At 73.3% G+C, this 20,676-nt stretch carries 14 protein-coding genes; 7 read left to right on the plus strand and 7 right to left on the minus strand.

Translation table 11 applies throughout. The features are described from left to right. Positions 1 to 43 precede the first annotated feature (43 nt). From C6376_RS25430 to C6376_RS25440, 3 genes are all read right to left on the minus strand, one after another. Entirely contained in the window at positions 44 to 493 is a 450-nt protein-coding gene (locus C6376_RS25430; RefSeq protein ID WP_107449172.1) for a nitroreductase family deazaflavin-dependent oxidoreductase, read from the minus strand. Between the two features lie 158 nt (positions 494 to 651). Further along, a complete protein-coding gene (locus C6376_RS25435; protein WP_107445561.1) occupies positions 652 to 1,275 on the minus strand; it encodes a LysE family transporter in 624 nt (207 codons plus the stop codon). Between the two features lie 378 nt (positions 1,276 to 1,653). Then, positions 1,654 to 2,478 carry a phytanoyl-CoA dioxygenase family protein gene (locus tag C6376_RS25440; RefSeq protein ID WP_107445562.1) on the minus strand — a complete coding sequence of 275 codons (825 nt, stop codon included), beginning with the start codon at positions 2,476 to 2,478 and terminating at the stop codon, positions 1,654 to 1,656. 469 nt (positions 2,479 to 2,947) lie between these two features. On the opposite strand from C6376_RS25440, the gene C6376_RS25445 reads away from it, so the two are divergent. Further along, complete coding sequence (locus C6376_RS25445) at positions 2,948 to 5,029, plus strand: ricin-type beta-trefoil lectin domain protein (protein ID WP_107445563.1); 2,082 nt, start codon at positions 2,948 to 2,950, stop codon at positions 5,027 to 5,029. 9 nt (positions 5,030 to 5,038) lie between these two features. Here C6376_RS25445 and C6376_RS25450 read toward each other — a convergent pair whose 3' ends face one another. Both C6376_RS25450 and C6376_RS25455 read right to left on the minus strand, forming a co-directional pair. Then, a complete protein-coding gene (locus tag C6376_RS25450) occupies positions 5,039 to 6,361 on the minus strand; it encodes an SLC13 family permease (RefSeq protein ID WP_254076040.1) in 1,323 nt (440 codons plus the stop codon). A 75-nt stretch (positions 6,362 to 6,436) separates the two neighbouring features. Continuing rightward, positions 6,437 to 8,803, minus strand: coding sequence for a SpoIIE family protein phosphatase (locus C6376_RS25455; protein WP_107445564.1), 2,367 nt, complete (start codon positions 8,801 to 8,803; stop codon positions 6,437 to 6,439). A gap of 288 nt (positions 8,804 to 9,091) precedes the next feature. Here C6376_RS25455 and C6376_RS25460 point away from each other — a divergent pair, with 288 nt between their 5' ends. After that, positions 9,092 to 12,181: a glycoside hydrolase family 2 TIM barrel-domain containing protein gene (locus C6376_RS25460; RefSeq protein WP_107445565.1), complete on the plus strand. Its 3,090-nt coding sequence runs from the start codon at positions 9,092 to 9,094 to the stop codon at positions 12,179 to 12,181. Between the two features lie 110 nt (positions 12,182 to 12,291). On the opposite strand, the gene C6376_RS25465 is transcribed toward C6376_RS25460, so the two are convergent. Continuing rightward, positions 12,292 to 12,858: a cysteine hydrolase family protein gene (locus C6376_RS25465; RefSeq protein WP_107445566.1), complete on the minus strand. Its 567-nt coding sequence runs from the start codon at positions 12,856 to 12,858 to the stop codon at positions 12,292 to 12,294. 408 nt (positions 12,859 to 13,266) lie between these two features. On the opposite strand from C6376_RS25465, the gene C6376_RS25470 reads away from it, so the two are divergent. From C6376_RS25470 to C6376_RS25485, 4 genes are all read left to right on the plus strand, one after another. Further along, positions 13,267 to 15,507, plus strand: coding sequence for a glycoside hydrolase family 9 protein (locus tag C6376_RS25470; RefSeq protein ID WP_107445567.1), 2,241 nt, complete (start codon positions 13,267 to 13,269; stop codon positions 15,505 to 15,507). Positions 15,508 to 15,618: 111 nt separating this feature from the next. Continuing rightward, entirely contained in the window at positions 15,619 to 15,864 is a 246-nt protein-coding gene (locus C6376_RS25475) for a hypothetical protein (protein ID WP_057577667.1), read from the plus strand. A gap of 3 nt (positions 15,865 to 15,867) precedes the next feature. After that, positions 15,868 to 16,245, plus strand: coding sequence for a hypothetical protein (locus tag C6376_RS25480; protein WP_057577480.1), 378 nt, complete (start codon positions 15,868 to 15,870; stop codon positions 16,243 to 16,245). 458 nt (positions 16,246 to 16,703) lie between these two features. Continuing rightward, positions 16,704 to 18,338, plus strand: a complete 1,635-nt coding sequence (locus C6376_RS25485; RefSeq protein ID WP_107445568.1) for an RICIN domain-containing protein — start codon at positions 16,704 to 16,706, stop codon at positions 18,336 to 18,338. Positions 18,339 to 18,368: 30 nt separating this feature from the next. Here C6376_RS25485 and C6376_RS25490 read toward each other — a convergent pair whose 3' ends face one another. After that, positions 18,369 to 19,535 carry a lactate 2-monooxygenase gene (locus C6376_RS25490; protein WP_107449174.1) on the minus strand — a complete coding sequence of 389 codons (1,167 nt, stop codon included), beginning with the start codon at positions 19,533 to 19,535 and terminating at the stop codon, positions 18,369 to 18,371. 475 nt (positions 19,536 to 20,010) lie between these two features. Here C6376_RS25490 and C6376_RS25495 point away from each other — a divergent pair, with 475 nt between their 5' ends. After that, on the plus strand, positions 20,011 to 20,445 hold the full coding sequence (locus tag C6376_RS25495; RefSeq protein WP_107445569.1) for a subtilase-type protease inhibitor: 435 nt from the start codon (positions 20,011 to 20,013) through the stop codon (positions 20,443 to 20,445). Positions 20,446 to 20,676: the final 231 nt, after the last annotated feature.

Raw genomic sequence — 20,676 nt, forward strand, 5'->3', positions numbered from 1 at the left:
TGCGCGGCGTCCGCGAGGACGCCGCCCGCGCGACCCCGGAGGGTCAGCGGCTCGCGGCCGGCTCCACGACGAACACCGGGATCTCCCGGTCCGTCTTCGTCTGGTACTCGGCGTACGGAGGAAAGGCGGCGACGGCCCGGTCCCACCATTCGGCCTTCTCCGCGCCGGTGACCTCACGGGCCGTCATGTCCTGCTTGAGCGGCCCGTCCTGGAGCTCGACCTCGGGGAGGGCCTTGATGTTGTGGTACCAGACGGGGTGCTTCGGCGCCCCGCCCTGGGACGCGACCAGGGCGTACCGGCCGTCGTGCTCGACGCGCATCAGCGGGGTCTTGCGAATCCGGCCGCTCTTCACGCCGAGCGTCGTCAGCAGGACGACGGGCAGTCCCGTCTCCAACAGGGTCGTGCCCTCGGTGCCGCCGGAGCTTTCGTAGAGTTCCACCTGCTCGCGCACCCACTGTGTCGGGCTGGGTTCGTACTCGCCTTCGAGAGGCATGGTCTTCGTCCCCTTCGTCATGTCACCGGTGCCGCTGCACCGCTGTGCTGTCATGTCGTCGCTCCGTCCGCGTGGTTCGCGTGGTTCGCGTCGCGCACGTCCGGCCCGCACAGTGCTGCAACACCGACGGCCGCGTGTTTCATCCGCCCGTCCGGTCCCTACGTCACCATCCGGACGGCGAGCACGGTCATCACCCCGCTCGACACGAGTGCGGTGACCAGGCGTCCCCGGTGGCCGGTGAGCGCGCGGCCCAGCAGGGCGCCGCCTCCGGCGAGCAGCACCTGCCAGCTCGCCGAGGCGACGAAGGCCGCCAGCACGAACACGCCCTGCTCCAGGGGCCGTAGCGGGTCGGCGGTGCCGGCGCCCAGGACCAGCGCCGCGAAGTAGACCACGGTCGTCGGGTTGAGGAGGGTGATGCCGAGCAGGCTCAGATAGGCCCGGGCCGGGCCGGGCGGAGGCGGCCCGGCCCGGGTGGCGAGCCGGTGCGCCCGGTACCGGCGCAGGGCGCTCAGCGCGCCCCGGGCCGCCAGCGCCAGCAGGACCAGAGCCGAGGCCCAGCGCAGCGGCGTCAGCACGGGTCGCAGCACGGCCGCGACGGCGGAGCCGCCCACGGTCGCGACCAGGGCGTAGAGGCCGTCCGCGGTGGCGACGCCGAGCGCGGCGCACACCCCGGTGCGCAGGGAGGTGCGGGCGGTGAGCGAGACGAGGTAGGTCGCGACCGCGCCGACGGGCACGGCGATGCCGTAACCCGCGACCAGGCCCGCGACGAGCGCGGCCGTCACCGTCGTGCGGCGTCGCGCCTCCGGAGACGGGCGGGCTGCTGCTGGACCGGCGTCGTGGGAGCGGCGGCGGACGTCAGCGGCAGACAGGCATCGAAGATGAGCATGGCCGGATCCTGCGGGTGAGGAGCGCCCGGGGGCAACCGGATTTCACGCGTCCGCCCCGCCCCGGACGATTCGTCGTGCTCCGGCCCGCCCGGCCCGCTGCCCTGGCTCCCGTCCCGGCCGCCTTCGGCACGCTGAACAAGTGGGCCGAAGGCGTCGCGGACACCCTCGCCCAGGGCCCCTGTGCGAGGCCGTCGGTCCCGGCGTCCCGACAGGCGTCCTGCCGTGCGAACGAGGCCTTCGCGGGTCACCCGGGCCGGCGAGGGGTCCTGCGGGTCAGTGCGGGCTCGGCGGAGCGAACTCCGTGCCGCAGGGCCCCGCCCCCTCGCTCACCGGCAGGGCCAGTCGCTCGCCGTCCATCGTCAGCGTCCGGTAGTACGCGCCGATCCGCTCCGCCGAGCGCCCGACGTAGTGCCCGATGAACGACCGGCGGAACCGGTCGCCGCTGCGGTTGGGCTGCGATCCGTGCACCAGACTGCCGTTGAAGAACAGCACGTCGCCCGGGGCCATGTCGACCGGCGTCGCAGCGAGCCCGGGCGGCGGCGCCACGTACTCCCGCGCGAACGACACCTGCTCGTCGGCCGTCTCCGGGCAGAACAGGTCCATCCGGTGTGTGCCGGGCACGACTTCCAGACCGCCGTTGTCGCGGTCGATCTCGTCGCAGGCCAGCCAGGCGGCCACGCACGTGCCCGGTTCGACCCGCAGATAGAAGTTGTCCTGGTGCAGCGCCTGGCCCCGGGCGCCCGGCGGCTTGAAGTAGAACATGCTCTGCGCGGCCAGCACCTCCTCCTCGAGCAACTGCTCCAGCACGTCCCGTAGTCGGGCGTCGAGCAGCACCCGGCGGGCGAGCGGGCTGATCTCGTGCGGGTGCAGCACCCTCGGATACGCGGCGAGCGGGTCCGCGGCGCCGGGGCGCGGCTCGAAATGCCCGGGCACCGGCCGCCCCGCCGCGTGCAGCGCCTGGAACTCGGCACACAGCCTGTCGACCTCGTCCCGCGTGAACAGCCCGCGCACGACGGTGAATCCGTCCTGCCGGTACTGCCTCAGATCCGCCTCGCCCGGACGGGGAGTCCCGGTGGCGCCGTCGTCCGTGACCGTCATGTGTGGCCTCCTCGGTCCGCCTGCCGCGGAACCGGCACCGTAACCCCGGGCCGGTCGATGCGAAAGAAGGGCCACGGACGGCGGCGCCCGGGTGAGGGAAACGTCCGGCAATTGCGTCCGGAAAGATGCACAGAAAGAGGCTTCAAAAGGGGACAGCAATACCGTGACCACCCCACAGGGCGATCCGGCATTGACGTTTCGTCAATAGCTGGGGGTCGCCGGCCCGCGCACGAAACCGTGTGATCTCTTGTTCGTCCTGGTCCGGTTGTGCGAAGGTGTGCCTTGTCGGCGCGCAAACAACGATCTCCCATCGCGCGCACGAGGCGCCTCTCGTCACACTCCCCACGCTTCACGAGAGCTGTCCCCCCGCGGACGTCAGAGGCGCCGAACCCTGTGCGAGTCGTCCCGCCGCCCGGGCGGAACCGCAAACCCGATGGTATGGACTTTATGCCGCATGCCCCCGGAAGGAATGCAGCCCGTGAATGACGCAGGCCTGTCGAATTCCCCTTCGGCGCGCCGCTTCGACGCGACGGACGAACAGCTCAGCGCGGAGCTGAAGAAGTGGACGGGGGCGTCGCCCGCGCTGCATCCCGTCGGTGAACTGCTCGACCGGCACTGGGAGGCCGCGTTCGCCTACGCCCGGCTGTGCACCGACGACGAGCGCGCGGCCGGCATGCTCACCACGGCCGCCTTCACCCGGCTGTTCGGCGAGACCCTGCGGCAGAACGGTCCGACGGCCGCCTGGCGCCCTCACCTGCTGGTCACCGTTCGCCGCATCGCCACCGAGTGGGACACCGACGGCCGTCGTGACCTGCTGCATCCCACACTGCGATCCGACGGCGACGGCGTGATCGCCGAGCGCGCGGCCGCCCTCATGCTGCCGCCCGTGAACCGGCGCATGCTGTCCCGCGCGTTCCAACGGCTGCCCGAGGCGGCTCGCTGCCTGCTCTGGCACGTCGAGGTCGAGGCGGAGCCGCTGGCGGTCCCGGCCGGCCTGCTGGGTCTCGAGGAGGACGGAGCCCGCGGCGAGTTGAGCCGGTCCCGCGAGCGGCTGCGGGAGGAGTGCCTCCAGGTGCACCGCGAACTCGCCACCGACGACGAGTGCCACCGCTACCACCGGCTGCTGGACGTCACCTGCCGACGCGGCGGTGGCGACCTCGACCCCGACCTGCGCACCCACCTGGACGGCTGCCGGCACTGCACCCACACCGCCGACCAGTTGCTGCAGTTCGAAGGGCTGCTCGGCACCGCCCTGGCCGACGGCATCCTGGGCTGGGCCGCCGCGGCCTATGTGGAGATCAGGGTCGCGGGCCGCGGTGATTCCACCGACCCGGCCGCAGAGAAGACGCGCGGCTACGCGGGCGAGGCCTTCACGGACGGGTCCTTCGCGACCGCCTCGGCCGAGGCCGGGGCCCGGCCCGCGAGCCGGGGCCGGCTGCGGTCCGGCCTGGCCTCCCGGATCGGTGCCCGCTTCGGGGACCTCCCGTCGACCACGACCGCGACGGCAACCGCTCCGGCCGGTCCCGGCGGCGGCGGATCCGCGCCCGGCCCCGTGACGGACGCCGACTCCCGCCCCTGCGCGAGCCGTTCGGCGCAGAAGGCGGCCCGTCGCGCCGCCCGTCGGCGCAACCTCGCCGCCGCGGTGCTGACCGTGAGCGGGCTCGTCGTCCTGCCGCTCATGGTGTGGGCCGTGATCGACTCCGGCGACAGAGCCGCCCCGACGGCCGGCAGCGGTGCGGCGGAGCCCGATGTCCCGGGCACGGACAAGGCCACCGGCGGCCCGTCCTGGACCGGCGCCGACACCGCCGCCCAGGGCACCGTGCGCGGCCGTCTGCACAACGTCGCCTCCGGGCTGTGCATCGGCGTCGAGGGGGCCAAGCCGGTCAGCGGCGCCGAGGCCAAACTCGCCGCCTGCACCTCCGCCGCCGGCCAGCAGTGGGCGTACGACCCGAGCGGACAGCTGCGCAGCGCCGCAGCCCCCGACCTCTGCCTCGACTCCCGGCTCGGCTACTCGGTGCGGCTCGCGCCGTGCACGGGCGCCGCCCAGCCGGACGCCAGGAACGTCCAGTACGACTTCACGCTGCAGGGCACGCTCGTCCCACGCTCGGGTCAGAACCTCGCGCTGGCGCCGGCCGCCACCGACGGCTCGGGCGCGCTCGTCCTGAAGAACCGGGTGGACAGCGCCGCCCAGCGGTGGGTGATCGACACCTCGCGGCCCGACCCGCAGATGCAGTTCGTCAACTGGGGCGCCGACAGCGAACCCTCCGACGCGCCCGCCCCGTCCCCCACGCCGAAGGCCGCGAAGCCCGCGAAGCCCGCGCCCACACCGACGCCGTCCGCCGCCCCGACGCCTTCGGCCGGCGCGTCCCCGGGCCAGGGCGGCAATTCCTGCTGGTACGGGAACCCCTGCTCCGGCGGCGGGCCCGGCTCCTCCGGCGGCTACGGACAAGGCCCCGGCGGATACGGGGACTACGGCTACGGGGGTTACGGCGGCTACGGCTACGGCTACGGGGGTTACGGCGGCTACGGAGGATACGGCGGCGGGCGCTGAACCGGCTGGTCAGGCGCCGATCACCTGGAGCGAGGCCCACAGCGCCACCACGGCCGGGATCAGCGCGGCCGGTACCGTGAGCAGGCCGAGCCGGGTGAACTCGCCGACCTCCACGCGCTCGTCGCGCTCCCGCACCACACGCCGCCACAGCAGCGTCGCGAGGGATCCCGCGTAGGTCAGGTTCGGGCCGATGTTCACGCCCAGCAGCACCGCGAGTACCGCCCCGGCTCCGGCCGGGGCGGCGAGCGGCACCAGGACCAGCACCGCGGGCAGGTTGTTGATCAGGTTTGCGAGGACGGCGGCCACCGCGGCGACGCCCAGCAGCGCGAGGAGACCCGAGCCGCCGGGCAGCACGTGCCGCAACGCGCCGGCGAGACCGTTGTCGACCACCGCGCGCACCACGATCCCGAGCGCCAGCACGAACGCGAGGAACCCCGGTGCGGCGGCCCGCACCACGACGAGGGGCGTCACACGTCGTCGTGCCAGCGCGCGCCCGGCCATGACGAGGGCGCCGGCCAGCGCGGCCCAGGCCGGTTCGACCCCGACGGCGGAGGCCACCACGAACCCCGCCAGCGTGCAGGCCACGGTGACCAGCGCGAACAGCGGCAGCTCGGGCTCCGGACCGTCGTCCGCGGTGGGTTCGGCGGCGGGCACGTCGGCGGCGAAGAAGCGTCGTACGACCAGGTACTCGGCGCCGATCGCGACCACCCACGGCAGCGCCATCAGGGCGGCGAAGCGGGTGAAGCTCAGCCCGCTCGCGGTGAACGCCAGCAGGTTGGTGAGGTTGGAGACCGGCAGCAGGAGCGAGGCGGTGTTCGACAGGTGCGCACACGCGTAGACGTGCGGCCTCGAGCGCACTCCCATGCGGGCCGCGGTGGCGAACACGACCGGCGTCAGCAGCACGACCGTGGCGTCCAGGCTGAGCGCGGCCGTGACGGCCGACGCCAGCACGAACACCGAGACCAGCAGGCGCCGGGGCCGGCCGGCCGCCCGGCGGGCCATCCATGCGCCGCACGCGGTGAACAGTCCCTCGACGTCGCACAGGTGGGCCAGCACCAGTACCGCGGCGAGGAAGCCGACGACCGGGCCGAGCCGCTCGGCCTCGGTCAGGGCGTGCTCGGGCGACACCGCGCCCAGGGCGGTCACCACCGCCGCCGCGGGGACTGCGACCAGGGCCTCCGACCGCCCGGCCGGGCGCAGGACCGCCCAGCCGAGAGCGGCGGCGAGCAGGAGGACGGACAGAGTTTCGGCGAGCGGGGCGTTCAGTGCGGTTCTCCGGGACGGGGTCGGGACGCTGCCCGCCCCATCGAGGAGGTCCGGGAGCCCGTCCATGAAAACATGTTCGGGTAAGAGCCCGGTCCGGCCGGTCAAGGAGCCCCGTCCGGCCGGGTCGGCCGGGGGGCCGCCTCACTCCTCCCCGAGGAGGGCCAGCTCCGCCCAGATCGTCTTGCCCTCGGCGGTGTGCCGGCTTCCCCAGCGCTGGGTGAGCTGGGCGACCAGGAGCAGGCCGCGGCCGCCCTCGTCCCAGGTCTTCGCCCGGCGCAGGTGCGGGGCCGTGTGGCTGTGGTCGGAGACCTCGCAGATCAGCGTCGTCGCGTCATGGATGAGCCGCAGCCGGATGGGGCGGGAGCCGTACCGGATCGCGTTGGTGACGAGCTCGCTCACCACCAGCTCGGTGGTGAACGACGCGTCGCCCAGATCCCAGCGCGCCAGCTGTTGGACGGCCTGTTTGCGGATCGGCGCGACCAGTGCGGGATCGGCGGGGATGTCCCAGGTCGCGACCTGGGAGGCGGGCAGGCCCCGGGTGCGTGCGAGCAGCAGGGCCACGTCGTCGGAGGCCCCGCCGGGGGGCAGCAGGGTGTGCAGGATCCGGTCGCAGGTCTCGTCCAGGGAGCCCGACGGGTCGGCCAGGGCGTCCCGGAGCAGCCGGTGCCCGGCCTCCGCGTCCCGCTCGCGGGACTCGACCAGGCCGTCGGTGTAGAAGGCGAGCACACTGCCCTCGGCCACCTCCAGCTCGGCCGACTCGAACGGCAGCCCGCCCACGCCCAGCGGGGGGCCGACGGGCAGCTCGATCCGCCGGGGCGCGCCGTCGGGCCGCAGCAGGACCGGCGGGGGGTGCCCGGCGCGGGCCAGGATGCAGCGGCGCGACACGGGGTCGTACACCGCGTACAGGCAGGTCGCGCCGACCTCACCGGGGCTGCCCTCACCGCCGGCCTCCTCCGACAGCCGGACGACCAGGTCGTCCAGGTGGGTGAGCAGCTCGTCGGGGGCCAGGTCGATGTCGGCGAGGGTGCGCACGGCGGTGCGCAGCCGGCCCATGGTGGCCGAGGCCTGGACGCCGTGCCCGACGACGTCCCCGACGACCAGGGCCACGCGCATCCCGGACAGCGGGATGACGTCGAACCAGTCGCCGCCGACCCCGGCCCGGGCGGCCGGGAGGTAGCGGGAGGCGGCCTCGACGGCGGCCGTGCGCGGCAGGGTCCGCGGCAGCAGGCTGCGCTGCAGGGCGAGGGCCGTGTCCCGTTCGCGGGAGTACCGGCGGGCGTTGTCGATACAGACGGCGGCGCGGGTCGTGACCTCCTCCGCCAGCAGCGCGTCGTCCGGGGAGAAGGGCTCGGGCCGCCGGAACCGGGTGAGGACGGCGACGCCGAGGGTGACGCCCCGGGCCCGGATCGGCACGCACATCGTGGAGTGGACGCCGAGTTCCCGCACCCGGGCGGCGCGGGCCGGGTCCCGGGCCAGCCAGGCGTCCAGTCCGCCGCCGGCCACCGTGGCGACGATGGTGCGGCCCGCGGCCAGCGAGTCGGCCTGCGGGGACCCGGCCGGGTAGTCCTGCGCCTCGCCGGGCCTGGCCACCGCCTCGGGGTTGCCGGGGTTCACCGAGTGGTGTGCCGCGCGCCGCAGGCTCACCGGCGGGGCGAACCGGGCCGGGGGTTCGCCGTCCTGCGGGTCGAGCAGGTCGACGCTGACGAAGTCGGCGAGCGCGGGGACGCACACCTCGGCCAGCTCCTGGGCGGTGCGGATCACGTCGAGGGTGCTGCCGATGCGCACGCTCGCCTCGTTGACCAGCTGGAGCCGCTCACGGGAGCGGTGGTGCTCGGTGAAGTCGTGGGCGGCCAGGCACACGCCCCGGATCCGGCCTGCCGGGTCGGTCACCGGCGCCATCCGGGCCAGCCAGGCGTGCGCGCGGTCCTCCCCGCCGGCCCGCAGGTACGTCTCCACGTCCCGGGCCCGGCCGCTGTGGAGCACCTGCAGCATGTGCCGTTCGAGTTCGGCGCTCTGCGACCGCCCGCCGATCTCGGAGGGCCGCAGTCCCTTGACGCGCTCCTCGGGGAGCCCGATGACGGCGCTCATCGCGTCGTTGATCCGGCACAGCCGCAGCTGTTCGTCGTAGACCGCCACGGCACAGGGGGACTGGGCCAGCCCCGCCATGGCGAGCGGCTCGTCCGCGGGGGCGGGGCCGCTCCGGGTGAGCGGGGTGACGACGAGCCACTGCCCGGGCCGGCCGTCCTCGGACCGGCTGTGGTGGGCGAGCAGCCAGGTGGGTACCGTACGGCCGTCGCGGTGGCGCAGAGTCACGGTTCCGTCCCAGCGGGAGCCGGTGAGGAGGGGCGGCCGTCCGGTCAGGAGTTCCACCGCGGGCCGGCCCACGACCTCGTCCGGGGACCAGCCGAGAAGGGCGCGAGCGCCCTCGTTCCACCCGATGAGCGTGCCGACGTCGTCGACGACGGCCCGGGCTGTCGCGGCCTCGTCGAACGGATACTCCGGGCTCATCTCGCCACTCCAACGCGGGCACTCACAGTGAACAGGCACTTCCGTTCCAGCCTAGTGCGTTCGGCCCGCGGGCGGACCGCAACCCCTGCGGGGCGGCTGCGCAGCGGATCCGCGCCGGGGTCAAGAGGCAGAACCGGCCGATCTTCCCCGGGACGCCGCGACGGGTCCAGTGGACGAGGGGCTTTCGCACCCTTGACGGGCAGGAGTGGCGCGTCGTCAGATTCTGTGAGTAAACGGTGAGTTGTGAGTACTTCTGGTTTCTGATGTCCAGATGAGGGAGAGCCGCCCATGACGGTCACGCGCAGATCGGTCCTTGCCGCTTCTGCGGCCGCACCGGCCGCAGGAGCAGTCCTCGGGGGCACGCCGGCCCGGGTCGTCGCTCCCGCCGCGAGCACGCCGGGGCGCCGTACGGTCCCGCTGCGCGACGGCTGGCGATTCGCGCTGGTCGACGCCGGCGGGCTCTCCGACCCCACCGGCCAATACGCGGACGCCGCCGACCCCGGCCACGATGACTCGACCTGGCGTGCGGTGGCCGTCCCGCACGACTGGAGCATCGAACAGGCCCCCACCACGCAGAACGGCACGACCAGCGGCACCGGCTTCTTCCCGGGCGGCCTGGGCTGGTACCGGCTCGCCTTCACGCTGTCGCCCGCGCACGCGGGCAAGCGGATCTCGGTCGAGTTCGACGGCGTCCACATGGACTCCACCGTCTACTGCAACGGGACCGAGGTCGGCCGCCACCCCTACGGCTACACCGGTTTCGCCTTCGATCTCACCGACCTGCTGCACACCGACGGCGTCACCGGCAACGTGATCGCGGTGAGGGTCCAGAACCGGCTTCCGAGCAGCCGCTGGTACTCCGGCAGCGGCATCTACCGCGAGGCCCGTCTGGTCGTCACGGAGCCGGTGCACGTGACCCGCTGGGGCACGTACGTCACCACCCCGGAGGTCACCGGGAAGCGGGCCGTGGTCCGGGTCGCCACGACCGTGGCGAACGCCTCCGGCGCGGGCGCGGACGTCGAGATCGTCTCCCGGGTCCGCGCGCCGAACGGCCGCACGGTCGCCCGCACGTCCTCCACGGTGGCCGTGACCGAGCAGGCCACCGAGACCCACGAGCTCTCCGTGGCCGGTCCCCGGCGGTGGGACTTCGCGACCCCGCACCACCGCTACACCCTGGAGACCGAACTGCGCGTCGGCGGCCGGGCGGTCGACTCCCACCGCACCCCGTTCGGCATCCGCACGGTCCGCTTCGACCCGGACGAGGGGTTCCACCTCAACGGCGTGCACGCCAAGATCAAGGGCGTCGACCTCCACCACGACCTGGGCGCGCTCGGCGCCGCGGTCAACATCGACGCGATCCGCCGTCAGATGACGATCATGAAGTCGATGGGCGTCAACGCGTTCCGCACCTCGCACAACCCGCCCTCGCCGGAGATGGTCCGGGTCTGCGAGGAACTCGGCATCGTGATGCTGGTGGAGGCGTTCGACTGCTGGAAGACCGGCAAGACGCGGTACGACTACGGGCGGTTCTTCGACGAGTGGTGCGAGCGGGACGCCGCCGAGATGGTGCTCGCGGCCCGCAACTCGCCGGCCGTCGTGCTGTGGTCCATCGGCAACGAGATACCCGACTCCACCTCCACCGCCGGTCTCGCCATGGCCGACCGGATCATCGCCGCGATCAGGGCGGCGGACGACACCCGCCCGCTCGTCATCGGCTCCGACAAGTACCGCAGGCCGCCCGCCAGGGGCACCGCCGCCGATCTGATGCTGGCGAAACTGGACGGCCTCGGCCTCAACTACAACACCGCCCAGTCCGTGGACGCCCTGCACGCGGCCTATCCGCACCTGTTCCTCTTCGAGTCCGAGTCGTCCTCGGAGACCTCGACCCGCGGCGCCTACCAGGAGCCCGAGCACCTCAACACGGGCGAGAACCACACCCCGGGCGGGCGGGCCACCTCGTCCTACGACAACAACCTCGCCTCCTGGACGATGAGCGGCGAGTACGGGCACAAGAAGGACCGGGACCGGAAATGGTTCACCGGGCAGTTCCTGTGGTCCGGCATCGACTACATCGGCGAGCCCACGCCGTACGACGTGTTCCCGGTCAAGGCGTCCTTCTTCGGCGCGGTCGACACGGCCGGCTTCCCCAAGGACATGTACCACCTGTTCCGCAGCCAGTGGGTCGACGAGCCGATGGTCCACCTGCTGCCCATGACCTGGAACCACGAGCCGGGCGACACGGTCGAGGTGTGGGCGTACTCCAACGTGGACACCGTCGAGCTGTACCTCGACGGGAAGTCCCTGGGCGTGCGCACGTTCGACAGGAAGAAGACCGTCGACGGACGTGCCTATCTGGAGACCACCGAGGCGACCGGCGACGACAAGACCTTCACCACCGGGCCCTACCCCGGCAGCTACACGAGCCCGGGCGGCAGCGCGGGCAAGCTGCACCTGACGTGGCGGGTGCCGTACGCGCCGGGCGAGCTGAAGGCGGTGGCCCGCAGGAAGGGCAGGACGGTCGCCACCGACGTGCTGCGCACGGCGGGCGCCCCGCACGCCGTGCGCCTCACCGCCGACCGCAGGTCCCTCCCGGCGGACGGGCGGTCGCTGGTCTTCGTGACCGCCGATGTCGTCGACGCACGCGGGACCGTGGTGCCCGACGCCGAGCACCTCATCTCCTTCGAGGTGCGCGGCGGCTCCCTCGCGGGCCTCGACAACGGCCGGCAGGAGAGCGCCGAGCGCTATCAGGCCACCACCCGCACCGCCTTCCACGGCAAGGCGCTCGCCGTCGTGCGCTCCGGCGTCGAGGCAGGCGCCCTGAAGGTGACGGCGCGGGCCGACGGACTGCGCAGGGGCACGGTCACGGTGCGCGCCACGCCCGCCCGCCAGGTCGCGGCCACCCCGGCCGCCGTCTTCGCCGCGGACCTCCCCGCGCCGGTCGACCACCCCCGGCCGGACGCCAGTCACTCGGGCCGCCCGGACACCCTGCCGGCCGCGATGCTGGACGGCGACCCGGCCACCGGGTGGTCCAACGCGTTCGTCAAGGCGGCCACCGCGCTGCTGCCCGCCTTCAGCGGGGCCCGGACGAAGGACTGGGTGTCGGTGGACTACGGACGCACCAGGGACTTCGACCGGGTGGAGGTGTCCTTCACCGTCGACGCCGCGCACAGCCTGCCCGCCTCGGTGACGGCCGAGGTCTGGGACGGTCGGCGGTACGTGCCGGTCACCGGGGCGGTCATCGACTGGGCCACCGCCTCGAACACGCCCACGGCGCTCACCTTCGACCCCGTGCGCGGCTCGAAGCTCCGGCTGAGTCTCACCAGCGGCGCGCCCGGCACGCCCCGCGGCGCGGTGCGCATCACGAGGTGGGAGGCGTGACGGCCTGACGGGAACCCCGTACGCAGGCGCGTGCGGGGTTCCCGGCCGGGATCACCGGCCCGGGCGCCACCGCGCGCGCCCTCGCGCCCGCGCCGCCCCGGCGAAGGCCCTCAGAGCGCTTCGGCCCCCTCGAACGTCACCTTCGCCGTGTCCACCGTGCCCGCGGTGCGGCCGGGCGCGCTCTGCCACGACCAGTACAGGTTGGTGTGGGCGACGACCTGCTCCGGGGCCGGTGCGCCGTACTCGCTCAGGTCCTCCGTGGTGTGCGCGTCGCCGATCAGTGTCACGTCGTACCCCCGGACGAAGGCGCCGTGCAGGGTCGAGCGGATGCACGCGTCCGTCTGCGCGCCCGTGACGACGACCCGCCCCACCCCGTGTTCGGCGAGCACCGACTCCAGCTCCGTGTCCTCGAAGGAGTCGAGGTAGCTCTTGTGCACGAGCGGCTCCGGGTCGAGGCGGACCAACTCCTCGACGTAGTGCCAGTCCTCGCTGCCGCGCACCAGTTCGCCGTCCGAGTGCTGCACCCAGACGACGGGCGCCCCCTGCGCACGGGCGGTGTCGATCAGGGTGCGTATGTTGGCGATCACCTCGTCGCGCCGGAGGGCGCCCGCCACGACGCCCTTCTGGACGTCGATGACGAGCAGGGCCGTACGCGGCCGGTCGGGCAGGGTGGTCATTAAGGCTCCCCGTTCTCGGAGTGCTGCGCGGACTGTCCACCCTAGGACGCCCCACTGACAACGCCCCACCGACACCGCCCCACCGACACCGCCCCACCGACACCGCCCCACCGACACCGCCCCACCGACACCGCCCCACCGACACCGCCCCACCGACACCGTCCCACCGATGAGGCTCCCGCGGCAGGGCCCCACCCGCGGGGCTGCCGCGCGGGCCCCTCCGACGGGGCTGCACAACAGAGCCTCGTCGACATGGCCCCGCCGGCAACACCCCCGAGGTCATTTCGTCCGCACCGTTGACGGGGTGTCATGACTGCAACAAGCATGTCCTTCGACCCTCCCTGGGAGCGCTCCCATCGGCCGCCCGGTCCCGTGCGGAGCATCCCGCGTCTTCCGAGGAGCCCGGACGTGAAACGACGCAGAACCGCCCTGCTGTCCCTCGCGGCCCTGCTGGGCGCGGCGCTCACCGCGCTGCCCGCCCAGCAGGCCGGTGCCGACGAGAGTGAACAGGTCAGGAACGGCACCTTCGACACGACCGCCGACCCGTGGTGGACCAGCAACGTCACCGCCGGCCTCACCGACGGCCGGCTCTGCGCCGACGTGCCGGGCGGCACCGTCAACCGCTGGGACTCCGCGGTCGGCCAGAACGACATCACCCTGCAGAAGGGGTCGACGTACCGGTTCTCCTTCAGTGCCTCCGGGGTGCCCGAGGGGCACGTGGTGCGCGCCGTCGTGGGCCTCGGGGCAGCGCCCTACGACACCTGGCAGGAGGCGACGCCGGTGCTGAGCGCGTCGGGGGAGTCGTACACGTACACCTTCACCGCGCCCGTGGACAGCGCCCAGGGGCAGGTCGCCTTCCAGGTCGGCGGCAGCGCCGAACCCTGGCGGTTCTGCCTGGACGACGTGTCGCTGCTGGGCGGGGTGCCGCCCGAGGTGTACGAGCCCGACACCGGACCGCGGGTGCGCGTCAACCAGGTCGCCTACCTGCCCGGCGGGCCGAAGAACGCCACGCTGGTGACGGACGCCGCCGGCAAGCTGCCCTGGCGGCTGCGGAACGCCGCCGGGACGACGGTCGCGAAGGGCTGGAGCGTGCCGCGCGGCCTCGACGCCTCCTCCGGGCAGCGCGTGCACACCATCGACTTCGGCGCCTTCCGCAAGGGCGGCTCCGGATTCACCCTGGTCGCCGACGGCGAGACCAGCCGCCCGTTCGACATCGGCACGGACGCCTACCGGCGGCTGCGCGCCGACGCGGCGAAGTACTACTACACCCAGCGCAGCGGCATCGCGATCCGCGACGACCTGCGGCCCGGGTACGGACGCGCCGCCGGACACGTGGGCGTCGCGCCCAACCAGGGCGACACGAAGGTTCCCTGCCGGTCCGGGGTGTGCGACTACACCCTCGACGTCTCCGGCGGCTGGTACGACGCCGGGGACCACGGCAAGTACGTCGTCAACGGGGGCATCGCGGTCTGGGAGCTGATGAGCACCTACGAACGCTCCCTGCATGCCCGCACCGGGCACCCGGCCGCGCTCGGCGACGGCACGCTCGCCCTGCCCGAGAGCGGCAACAGGACGCCGGACATCCTCGACGAGGCCCGCTGGGAGCTGGACTTCCTGCTGCGGATGCAGGTGCCGGACGGACAGCCGCTGGCGGGCATGGCCCACCACAAGGTCCACGACGAGCAGTGGACGGGCCTGCCGCTGCTGCCGGACGACGACCCGCAAAAGCGCGAGCTGCACCCGCCGACGACCACCGCGACCCTCAACCTGGCCGCCACCGCCGCCCAGGCCGCCCGGCTCTACAAGCCCTATGACAAGGCGTTCGCGGCGAAGGCGCTGAAGGCGGCGCGCACCGCCTGGGCGGCCGCCGTGGCGCACCCGAAGGTGTACGCCGACCCGGCCGACGCCACCGGCGGCGGAGCCTACAACGACGACGACGCGACCGACGAGTTCTACTGGGCGGCGGCCGAGCTGTACCTGACCACGGGGGAGAAGCCGTACGCCGACTTCGTCGCCGGCTCGCCCGTGCACACCGCCGACGTGTTCGTCCCCTATGGGTTCGACTGGTCGCGCACGGCCGCCGCGGGCCGGCTCGACCTCGCCCTCGTGCCCAGCCGGCTGCCGGGACGGGACGGAGTGCGCCGGTCGGTGGTGCGCGGCGCGGACACCTACCTGGCCGCCCTGGCGGCACAGCCGTACGGCATGCCCTACGCGCCCGACGGCAACCGCTACGACTGGGGTTCCAGTCACCAGGTCCTGAACAACGCCGTGGTGATCGCCACCGCCTACGACCTGACCGGCGCCTCGAAGTACCGTGACGGGGCCGTCGAGAGCATGGACTACGTCCTCGGCCGCAACGCCCTCAACATGTCGTACGTCACCGGCTACGGCGAGGTGAACTCGCACCGCCAGCACAGCCGTTGGTACGCCCACCAGCTCGACCCGAACCTGCCGGACCCGCCGGCCGGGACGCTCGCGGGCGGGCCGAACTCGAGCATCCAGGACCCCTTCGCGCAGAGCAAGCTCCAGGGGTGCGTCGGGCAGTTCTGCTACATCGACGACATTCAGTCCTGGTCGACGAACGAGACGGCGATCAACTGGAATGCGGCGCTGGCCCGGATGGCGTCCTTCGTGGCGGATCAGCGATAGGACGCGACCGGCCCGGCAGCGAGCACGGACGAACACCTTCTGGTACCGCGCGGTCATCAGTATGACCTGGGGAGATTTACGCGTAAGTACCCGCGCGGTACCGTGAAGGGCATGCCAGCCCTCAATGTGGAGTTCAGCGATCGCGAGCTGGAGGACCTGCGGCAGATCGCCAAGGAACGCGGTACGTCGATGAAGGCACTCGTGCGGGAGGCGGCCGCGGCCGACATCGCGCGGCACCGGGCGCTGCAGGAGGGCGCGGAGGAATTCCGCAGGTTCTTCGCGTCCCATGCCGACGAGTTCGCGGCCGCCTTCCCCGACGACGAGCGCTCCGCCAGGAGCGAGGGGCGGGTCGCCTGACCGATGACAGCCGTCATCCACATCGACGTGCCCTGGCTGCTCCAGCGCCATGAAGAGGTCCTGCCCGAGCAGCCCACCGTCAACGACTTCTCGGCCCTGGTCGCGGCCGTCGCCCGGCACCGGGTCGACCCGCCCAAACTGGGTGTGGACTCCGACCCGGCCTGGCGGGCGGCCGCACTGCTGCACACGCTCACCCTGCTCAGGCCACTGCCCTCGGCCAACGCCCGCTTCGCCTGTGCGACGGCGGTGGCGTACATGTTCACCAGCGGTGTCGGCATCGATCCGCCGTACGGCGCGCTCGTCGACCTCGCCCGGGACCTCCTCGACGGGAAGACCGACGTGTACGGCGCGGCGGACCGGCTGCGCTCCTGGCAGATATAGCGCGGGTCGCGCCACGGGCGTCTGAGGGAACCTTCCGGGCCGCCGGCCGAGGGCGGGAGGAACAGGGCCGGCGGCCGTTTCGCGCAGGAGAGCCGCCGTCCTGCGCGGGGCCTTTCGAGGAAGTGGCCGCTTCCAGACAACTACCGTGGCCGGTGCGGCGGGAGCGTGCGCGGAGCCCCGTCGCGTGCGCGTGTTTCACACGGGGCGCGGGAACGGATTTTGATCGCGGCGCCCGGCCCCGCGGAAAGGCGCCGTACGAGGTGGGAGCCGCTTTTCGCTTATCGACTTTTCATCAACAAAGGGCGCCTTCGGCTCTCGCCTTGTTGCGCGCGACTTAGTTGTGCAAAGGTGAACCACCCGTGCGGGGGGTCGTGGCCGGGCCCCCTGCGTTCGTCGGCGGAGGCGAATTGGCGCTCCCTGACCGCACCGAACAGGTACGTACCAAAGGAATTCGCTCAGTGCCCACCCCTCAGCCTCCGCTTCCGCCCTACCCCCCGCCGGGCGAGGGCCCCGGAGAATCCGACGAGTCACTCGCCGCCGGAATCCGTGGCGGCGCGGACAGCGAGGTCGCCCAGTCCACGGCGCTGCTGATCGCCCGGCACTGGCGGCCGGTGCACGAGTACGCGGTCATCTGCCTCGCCTCCTCGGGAAGCGTCGCCTCGATGATCACCGCCGCCGCCTTCCACCAGGTCTTCGACCGGCTCAAGCTGGGCGAGCCGGGCACCGCGCTGCGCCCCCGACTGCTGGTGACCGTCCGGGACACGGCCCGGCTGTGGTCCGCCGACGAGCAGCTGTCGGGCGTCCTGCCCGTGCTGCGCAAACCGGCCGGGGCCCGGGGCATGCGCACCGCGAAGTCCATGACGCCGGAGAACCGGGTGCTGGCGGAACGCTCGTTCCACGGGCTCCCCGCGGTCGCCCGCTGCGTTCTGTGGCACGTGGAGGTCGAGGCCGAGCAGATCACCGTCGCGGCCGGCCTGCTCGGCATGGACACCGAGACCGTGTCCGCGGCCCTCGAACAGGCCCGTGACAAGCTCCGCGAGGGCGTGGTGCGCGCCCACCGGGAACTCGCGCCGAGCAAGGACTGCCGCTTCTACAACCGACTGCTGGACGTGCCCATCCGGCGTGGCGGCGAACTCCTGCCGGACGTGCGCAAGCACCTGGACGAGTGCCGCTACTGCCGCTCCGCCGCCGAACAGCTCGGCGGGTTCGAGAGCGGCCTCGGCCTGCTGCTCGCCGAGGCGGTGCTCGGCTGGGGCGCCCGCCGCTACCACGACACCCGGCCCGGCCGGAGCCGTCAGCCGGCCGTGCGCCTCAAGGGCTCGGCGCGGCACCGCGGCGGCGGTACCCGGGGCCGGCGCGGCGCCCTGCTCTCGAAAATCCCCACGCCGCGCCTGCGCACGTCGCCCGACAACCCGCGTTCGGCGCGCAGGCTGTTCGCCGGCGTCGGCCTGGCCTCGGCCGGCCTGGTGACCACCCTGCTCGCGGCCGGCATGTGGACGGACGGCGGCGGCGCCGACCCCGCCTCCTCCAGCACCGGCGTCCCCGGCACCGACTCGCAGGCCACCACAGCCTCGCCGACCGCTCCCGGCACCGCCCGCCTGCCCGCCACGCCCCGGCAGACCAGGCTGCGCAACGCCGCCGCCGACCTGTGCCTGGACGTCAGAGGCAAGGCGAAGGCGGGTGCTTCCGTCGAGCTGGCGGGCTGCTCGTCCGAGGCGACCCAGCGGTGGTCGTACGACGACGACGGACAGGTGCGCAGCGTGGCCCGGCCCGATCTGTGCGTGGACTCGCACGTGGACGCCGGCGTGGTCATCCTCGGGGGGTGCGCGGACGCCACCGACGCCCGCGGCGACGACGTCCGCTACGACCTCACCGTGCAGGGCGAGTTGCTGCCCCGCTGGGACGACGCACTCGCGCTCGCCCCGGCCGGCGAGAACGAGGGCAGCGATGTGGTGGTGAAGGTGCGCGACCACTCGGCGAGCCAGCGCTGGCTCACCGACGCCCCCTCGGCGAGCCCGGGCTCCCTCGCCGTCACCGGCACCGACGCGCCGCCCTCGGCCCAGCCCGTCGACCTGGCGGACGGAGCCGTCTGACGCCTGGCCCTTCCGGGACCCGGCGGGCCGTCAGCCGGCGTCCTCGAGGTCCTCGGGGCCGACGGTCGACGGGACTCGATGACCGCTGAGGGCCAGCGTGAGGTCGAGCTCGGCGAGCAGGCAGCGGATCACGTGCTCGACGCCGGACTGTCCGTCCAGGCCCAGCCCGTAGACGTAGGGCCGGCCGAGCAGGACCGCCCGTGCGCCGAGGGCGAGGGCCTTGAAGACGTCGTCGCCGGTGCGTACCCCACTGTCGAACAGCACCGTCAGCCGGTCGCCGACCGCCCGCGCCACCCGGGGCAGCGCGTCGGCGGCCGCGACCGAACCGGCGACCTGCCGGCCGCCGTGGTTGGAGACCACCACGCCGTCCGTCCCGGCGTCCGCCGCCAGGCGGGCGTCGTCGGGGTGCAGCACGCCCTTGAGGACGATCGGGCCGTCCCAGTTCTCCCGCAGGAACGCCAGGTCCGGCCAGGTCTTGCCGGGGTCCGCGAACAGGTTCACGAAGTGCAGCACGGCCGCGTTCGGGTCCTCGAGCACGGGCTTGGCCAGACCTGCCGTGAAGGCCGGGTCGGTGAAGTAGTTGGCCGTGCCCACGCCGTGCAGGAACGGAAGGTAGGCCTGGTCGAGGTCGCGGGGCCGCCAGGCCAGCATCGGGGTGTCGAGGGTGACGACCAGCACCGTGAAGCCGCTCGCCCTCGCCCGGCCCAGCAGGCTGCGGGTGACCTCACGGTCCTTGGACCAGTACAGCTGGAACCAGCGCTCGGCGTCCCCCATCGCCGCGGCCACCTGCTCGATCGGTGTGCTGGAGGCCGACGACAGGATGTACGGGACCCCGTGTGCCGCCGCCGCCCGGGCCGCCGCGGACTCCGCCTCCGGATGCATGATCGACAGCACCCCGACCGGAGCCAGCGCCAGCGGCGCGGGCAGCGCGCGGCCCAGCACCTCGACCGACAGGTCCCGCTCGTGCACGTCGCGCAGCATGCGCGGCACGATCCGGCGGCGCTCCAGGGCCGCCCGGTTGGCTCGCGCCGTGCTGCCGTCGCCGGCGCCGCCCGCGACGTAGCCGACCGGACCCGGTCCGAGCCGTCGTTCGGTGAGCTCCTCCAGCCGGGTCAGGTCGGTGGGTAGCCGGGGGACCGCGCCGGTCATCCCGTTGAGGTAGATCTCGTACTGGAAGTCCCCCCAGTGCTTGGCCATCCGCTCGTCCCGTCTCTCGTCGTCCGGTCGCCCGTCGCGCTGTCGCTCGCGCGTGGTGTCGCAAGGGGCGACCATACCGGCGGGTCGGTGCCGTGCTCCCGGTCCGAGCCGGTTCTCCGGGCGCGCACCCCCGGGGTCTTCGAGGGCCTTTCGGGGGTGCGGTGCGCGGTCGTCGCGGCCGGCTTCCGAGGAGATCGGCGGGGACGCGCGGGCGCTAGCGGAATGTTTCAGGCCGATTAACGAAGCTACGAGAACCGGTCATCGATCCGACCTAAGGGATCATGAAGCGCTTGCTTTCGGCGTTGGAACGTTCGAACTTGGTGACTTCGCGCCACTGATTCAATACGCAAGGTTACCGAAACGCGTGGGGTCGATGTGAGATTCGGCGGCGGACTCGGCAGACTCGCGCTCGCCGCGTTCGGCACCGACCGAGTCGGACCGGCACACCCCCGAATCGAGCGGAAGGATGCACACAATGCGGAACACCGCGCGCTGGGCAGCGACCCTCGGCCTCACGGCCGCAACCGTCTGCGGATCCCTCACCGGATCCGCGCTCGCCGCCCCGGCCGCAGCGCCGACCTCCCTGTACGCCCCGTCGGCATTCGTGCTGACCGTGGGCCACGGAGAGACCGCCGCGACCGTCAACGCGGCCCGGGCCGTCACCCTGAGCTGCGCGCCGACGCCCTCCGGCACACACCCGGCCGCCGCCGCGGCCTGCGCCGAACTGCGCGCCGCCGGCGGCGACCCGGAGCTCCTGGCGGGCCCGGGGCACGCCGTGTGCACCCGGCAGTACGACCCGGTGGTCGTCACCGTGGACGGCGTGTGGCAGGGCAGGCGGGTGGCCTTCGCGCACACCTTCGCCAACGAGTGCGTGAAGAACGCTGCCGAGAGCAGCCTCTTCGCGTTCTGAGGACCGGGATCAGGTGGTCCCCGTGGACACCGAGGGCAGGCTCGTGAAGTGGGGAGTGCGAGCCCCTGACGCGGGACCGCCGTGATCTCGTACCCGGAGGCCGGACCGGTGGTGTGGGGCTGCCGCCGGCCTCCGGGCTTTTCGTGTACGACCCGGCCGCCGGCGGCCGGGTCGTCCGTCGCGCGCGACCGGCTCCGCGCGCGACCCGGCCGCACCCGCCTGCGCGGGTGC

It is taken from the genome of Streptomyces sp. P3 (assembly GCF_003032475.1).
Classification (GTDB): Bacteria; Actinomycetota; Actinomycetes; order Streptomycetales; family Streptomycetaceae; genus Streptomyces.

Excerpts from the sequence above, each read along its gene's own strand:
- C6376_RS25430 (WP_107449172.1), bottom strand. The coding sequence starts at position 493 with ATGCCTCTCGAAGGCGAGTACGAACCCAGCCCGACACAGTGGGTGCGC.
- C6376_RS25440 (WP_107445562.1), bottom strand. The coding sequence starts at position 2,478 with ATGACGGTCACGGACGACGGCGCCACCGGGACTCCCCGTCCGGGCGAG.
- C6376_RS25445 (WP_107445563.1), top strand. The coding sequence starts at position 2,948 with ATGCAGCCCGTGAATGACGCAGGCCTGTCGAATTCCCCTTCGGCGCGC.
- C6376_RS25450 (WP_254076040.1), bottom strand. The coding sequence starts at position 6,361 with ATGGACGGGCTCCCGGACCTCCTCGATGGGGCGGGCAGCGTCCCGACC.
- C6376_RS25455 (WP_107445564.1), bottom strand. The coding sequence starts at position 8,803 with ATGAGCCCGGAGTATCCGTTCGACGAGGCCGCGACAGCCCGGGCCGTC.
- C6376_RS25460 (WP_107445565.1), top strand. The coding sequence starts at position 9,092 with ATGACGGTCACGCGCAGATCGGTCCTTGCCGCTTCTGCGGCCGCACCG.
- C6376_RS25465 (WP_107445566.1), bottom strand. The coding sequence starts at position 12,858 with ATGACCACCCTGCCCGACCGGCCGCGTACGGCCCTGCTCGTCATCGAC.
- C6376_RS25475 (WP_057577667.1), top strand. The coding sequence starts at position 15,619 with ATGCCAGCCCTCAATGTGGAGTTCAGCGATCGCGAGCTGGAGGACCTG.
- C6376_RS25480 (WP_057577480.1), top strand. The coding sequence starts at position 15,868 with ATGACAGCCGTCATCCACATCGACGTGCCCTGGCTGCTCCAGCGCCAT.
- C6376_RS25490 (WP_107449174.1), bottom strand. The coding sequence starts at position 19,535 with ATGGCCAAGCACTGGGGGGACTTCCAGTACGAGATCTACCTCAACGGG.
- C6376_RS25495 (WP_107445569.1), top strand. The coding sequence starts at position 20,011 with ATGCGGAACACCGCGCGCTGGGCAGCGACCCTCGGCCTCACGGCCGCA.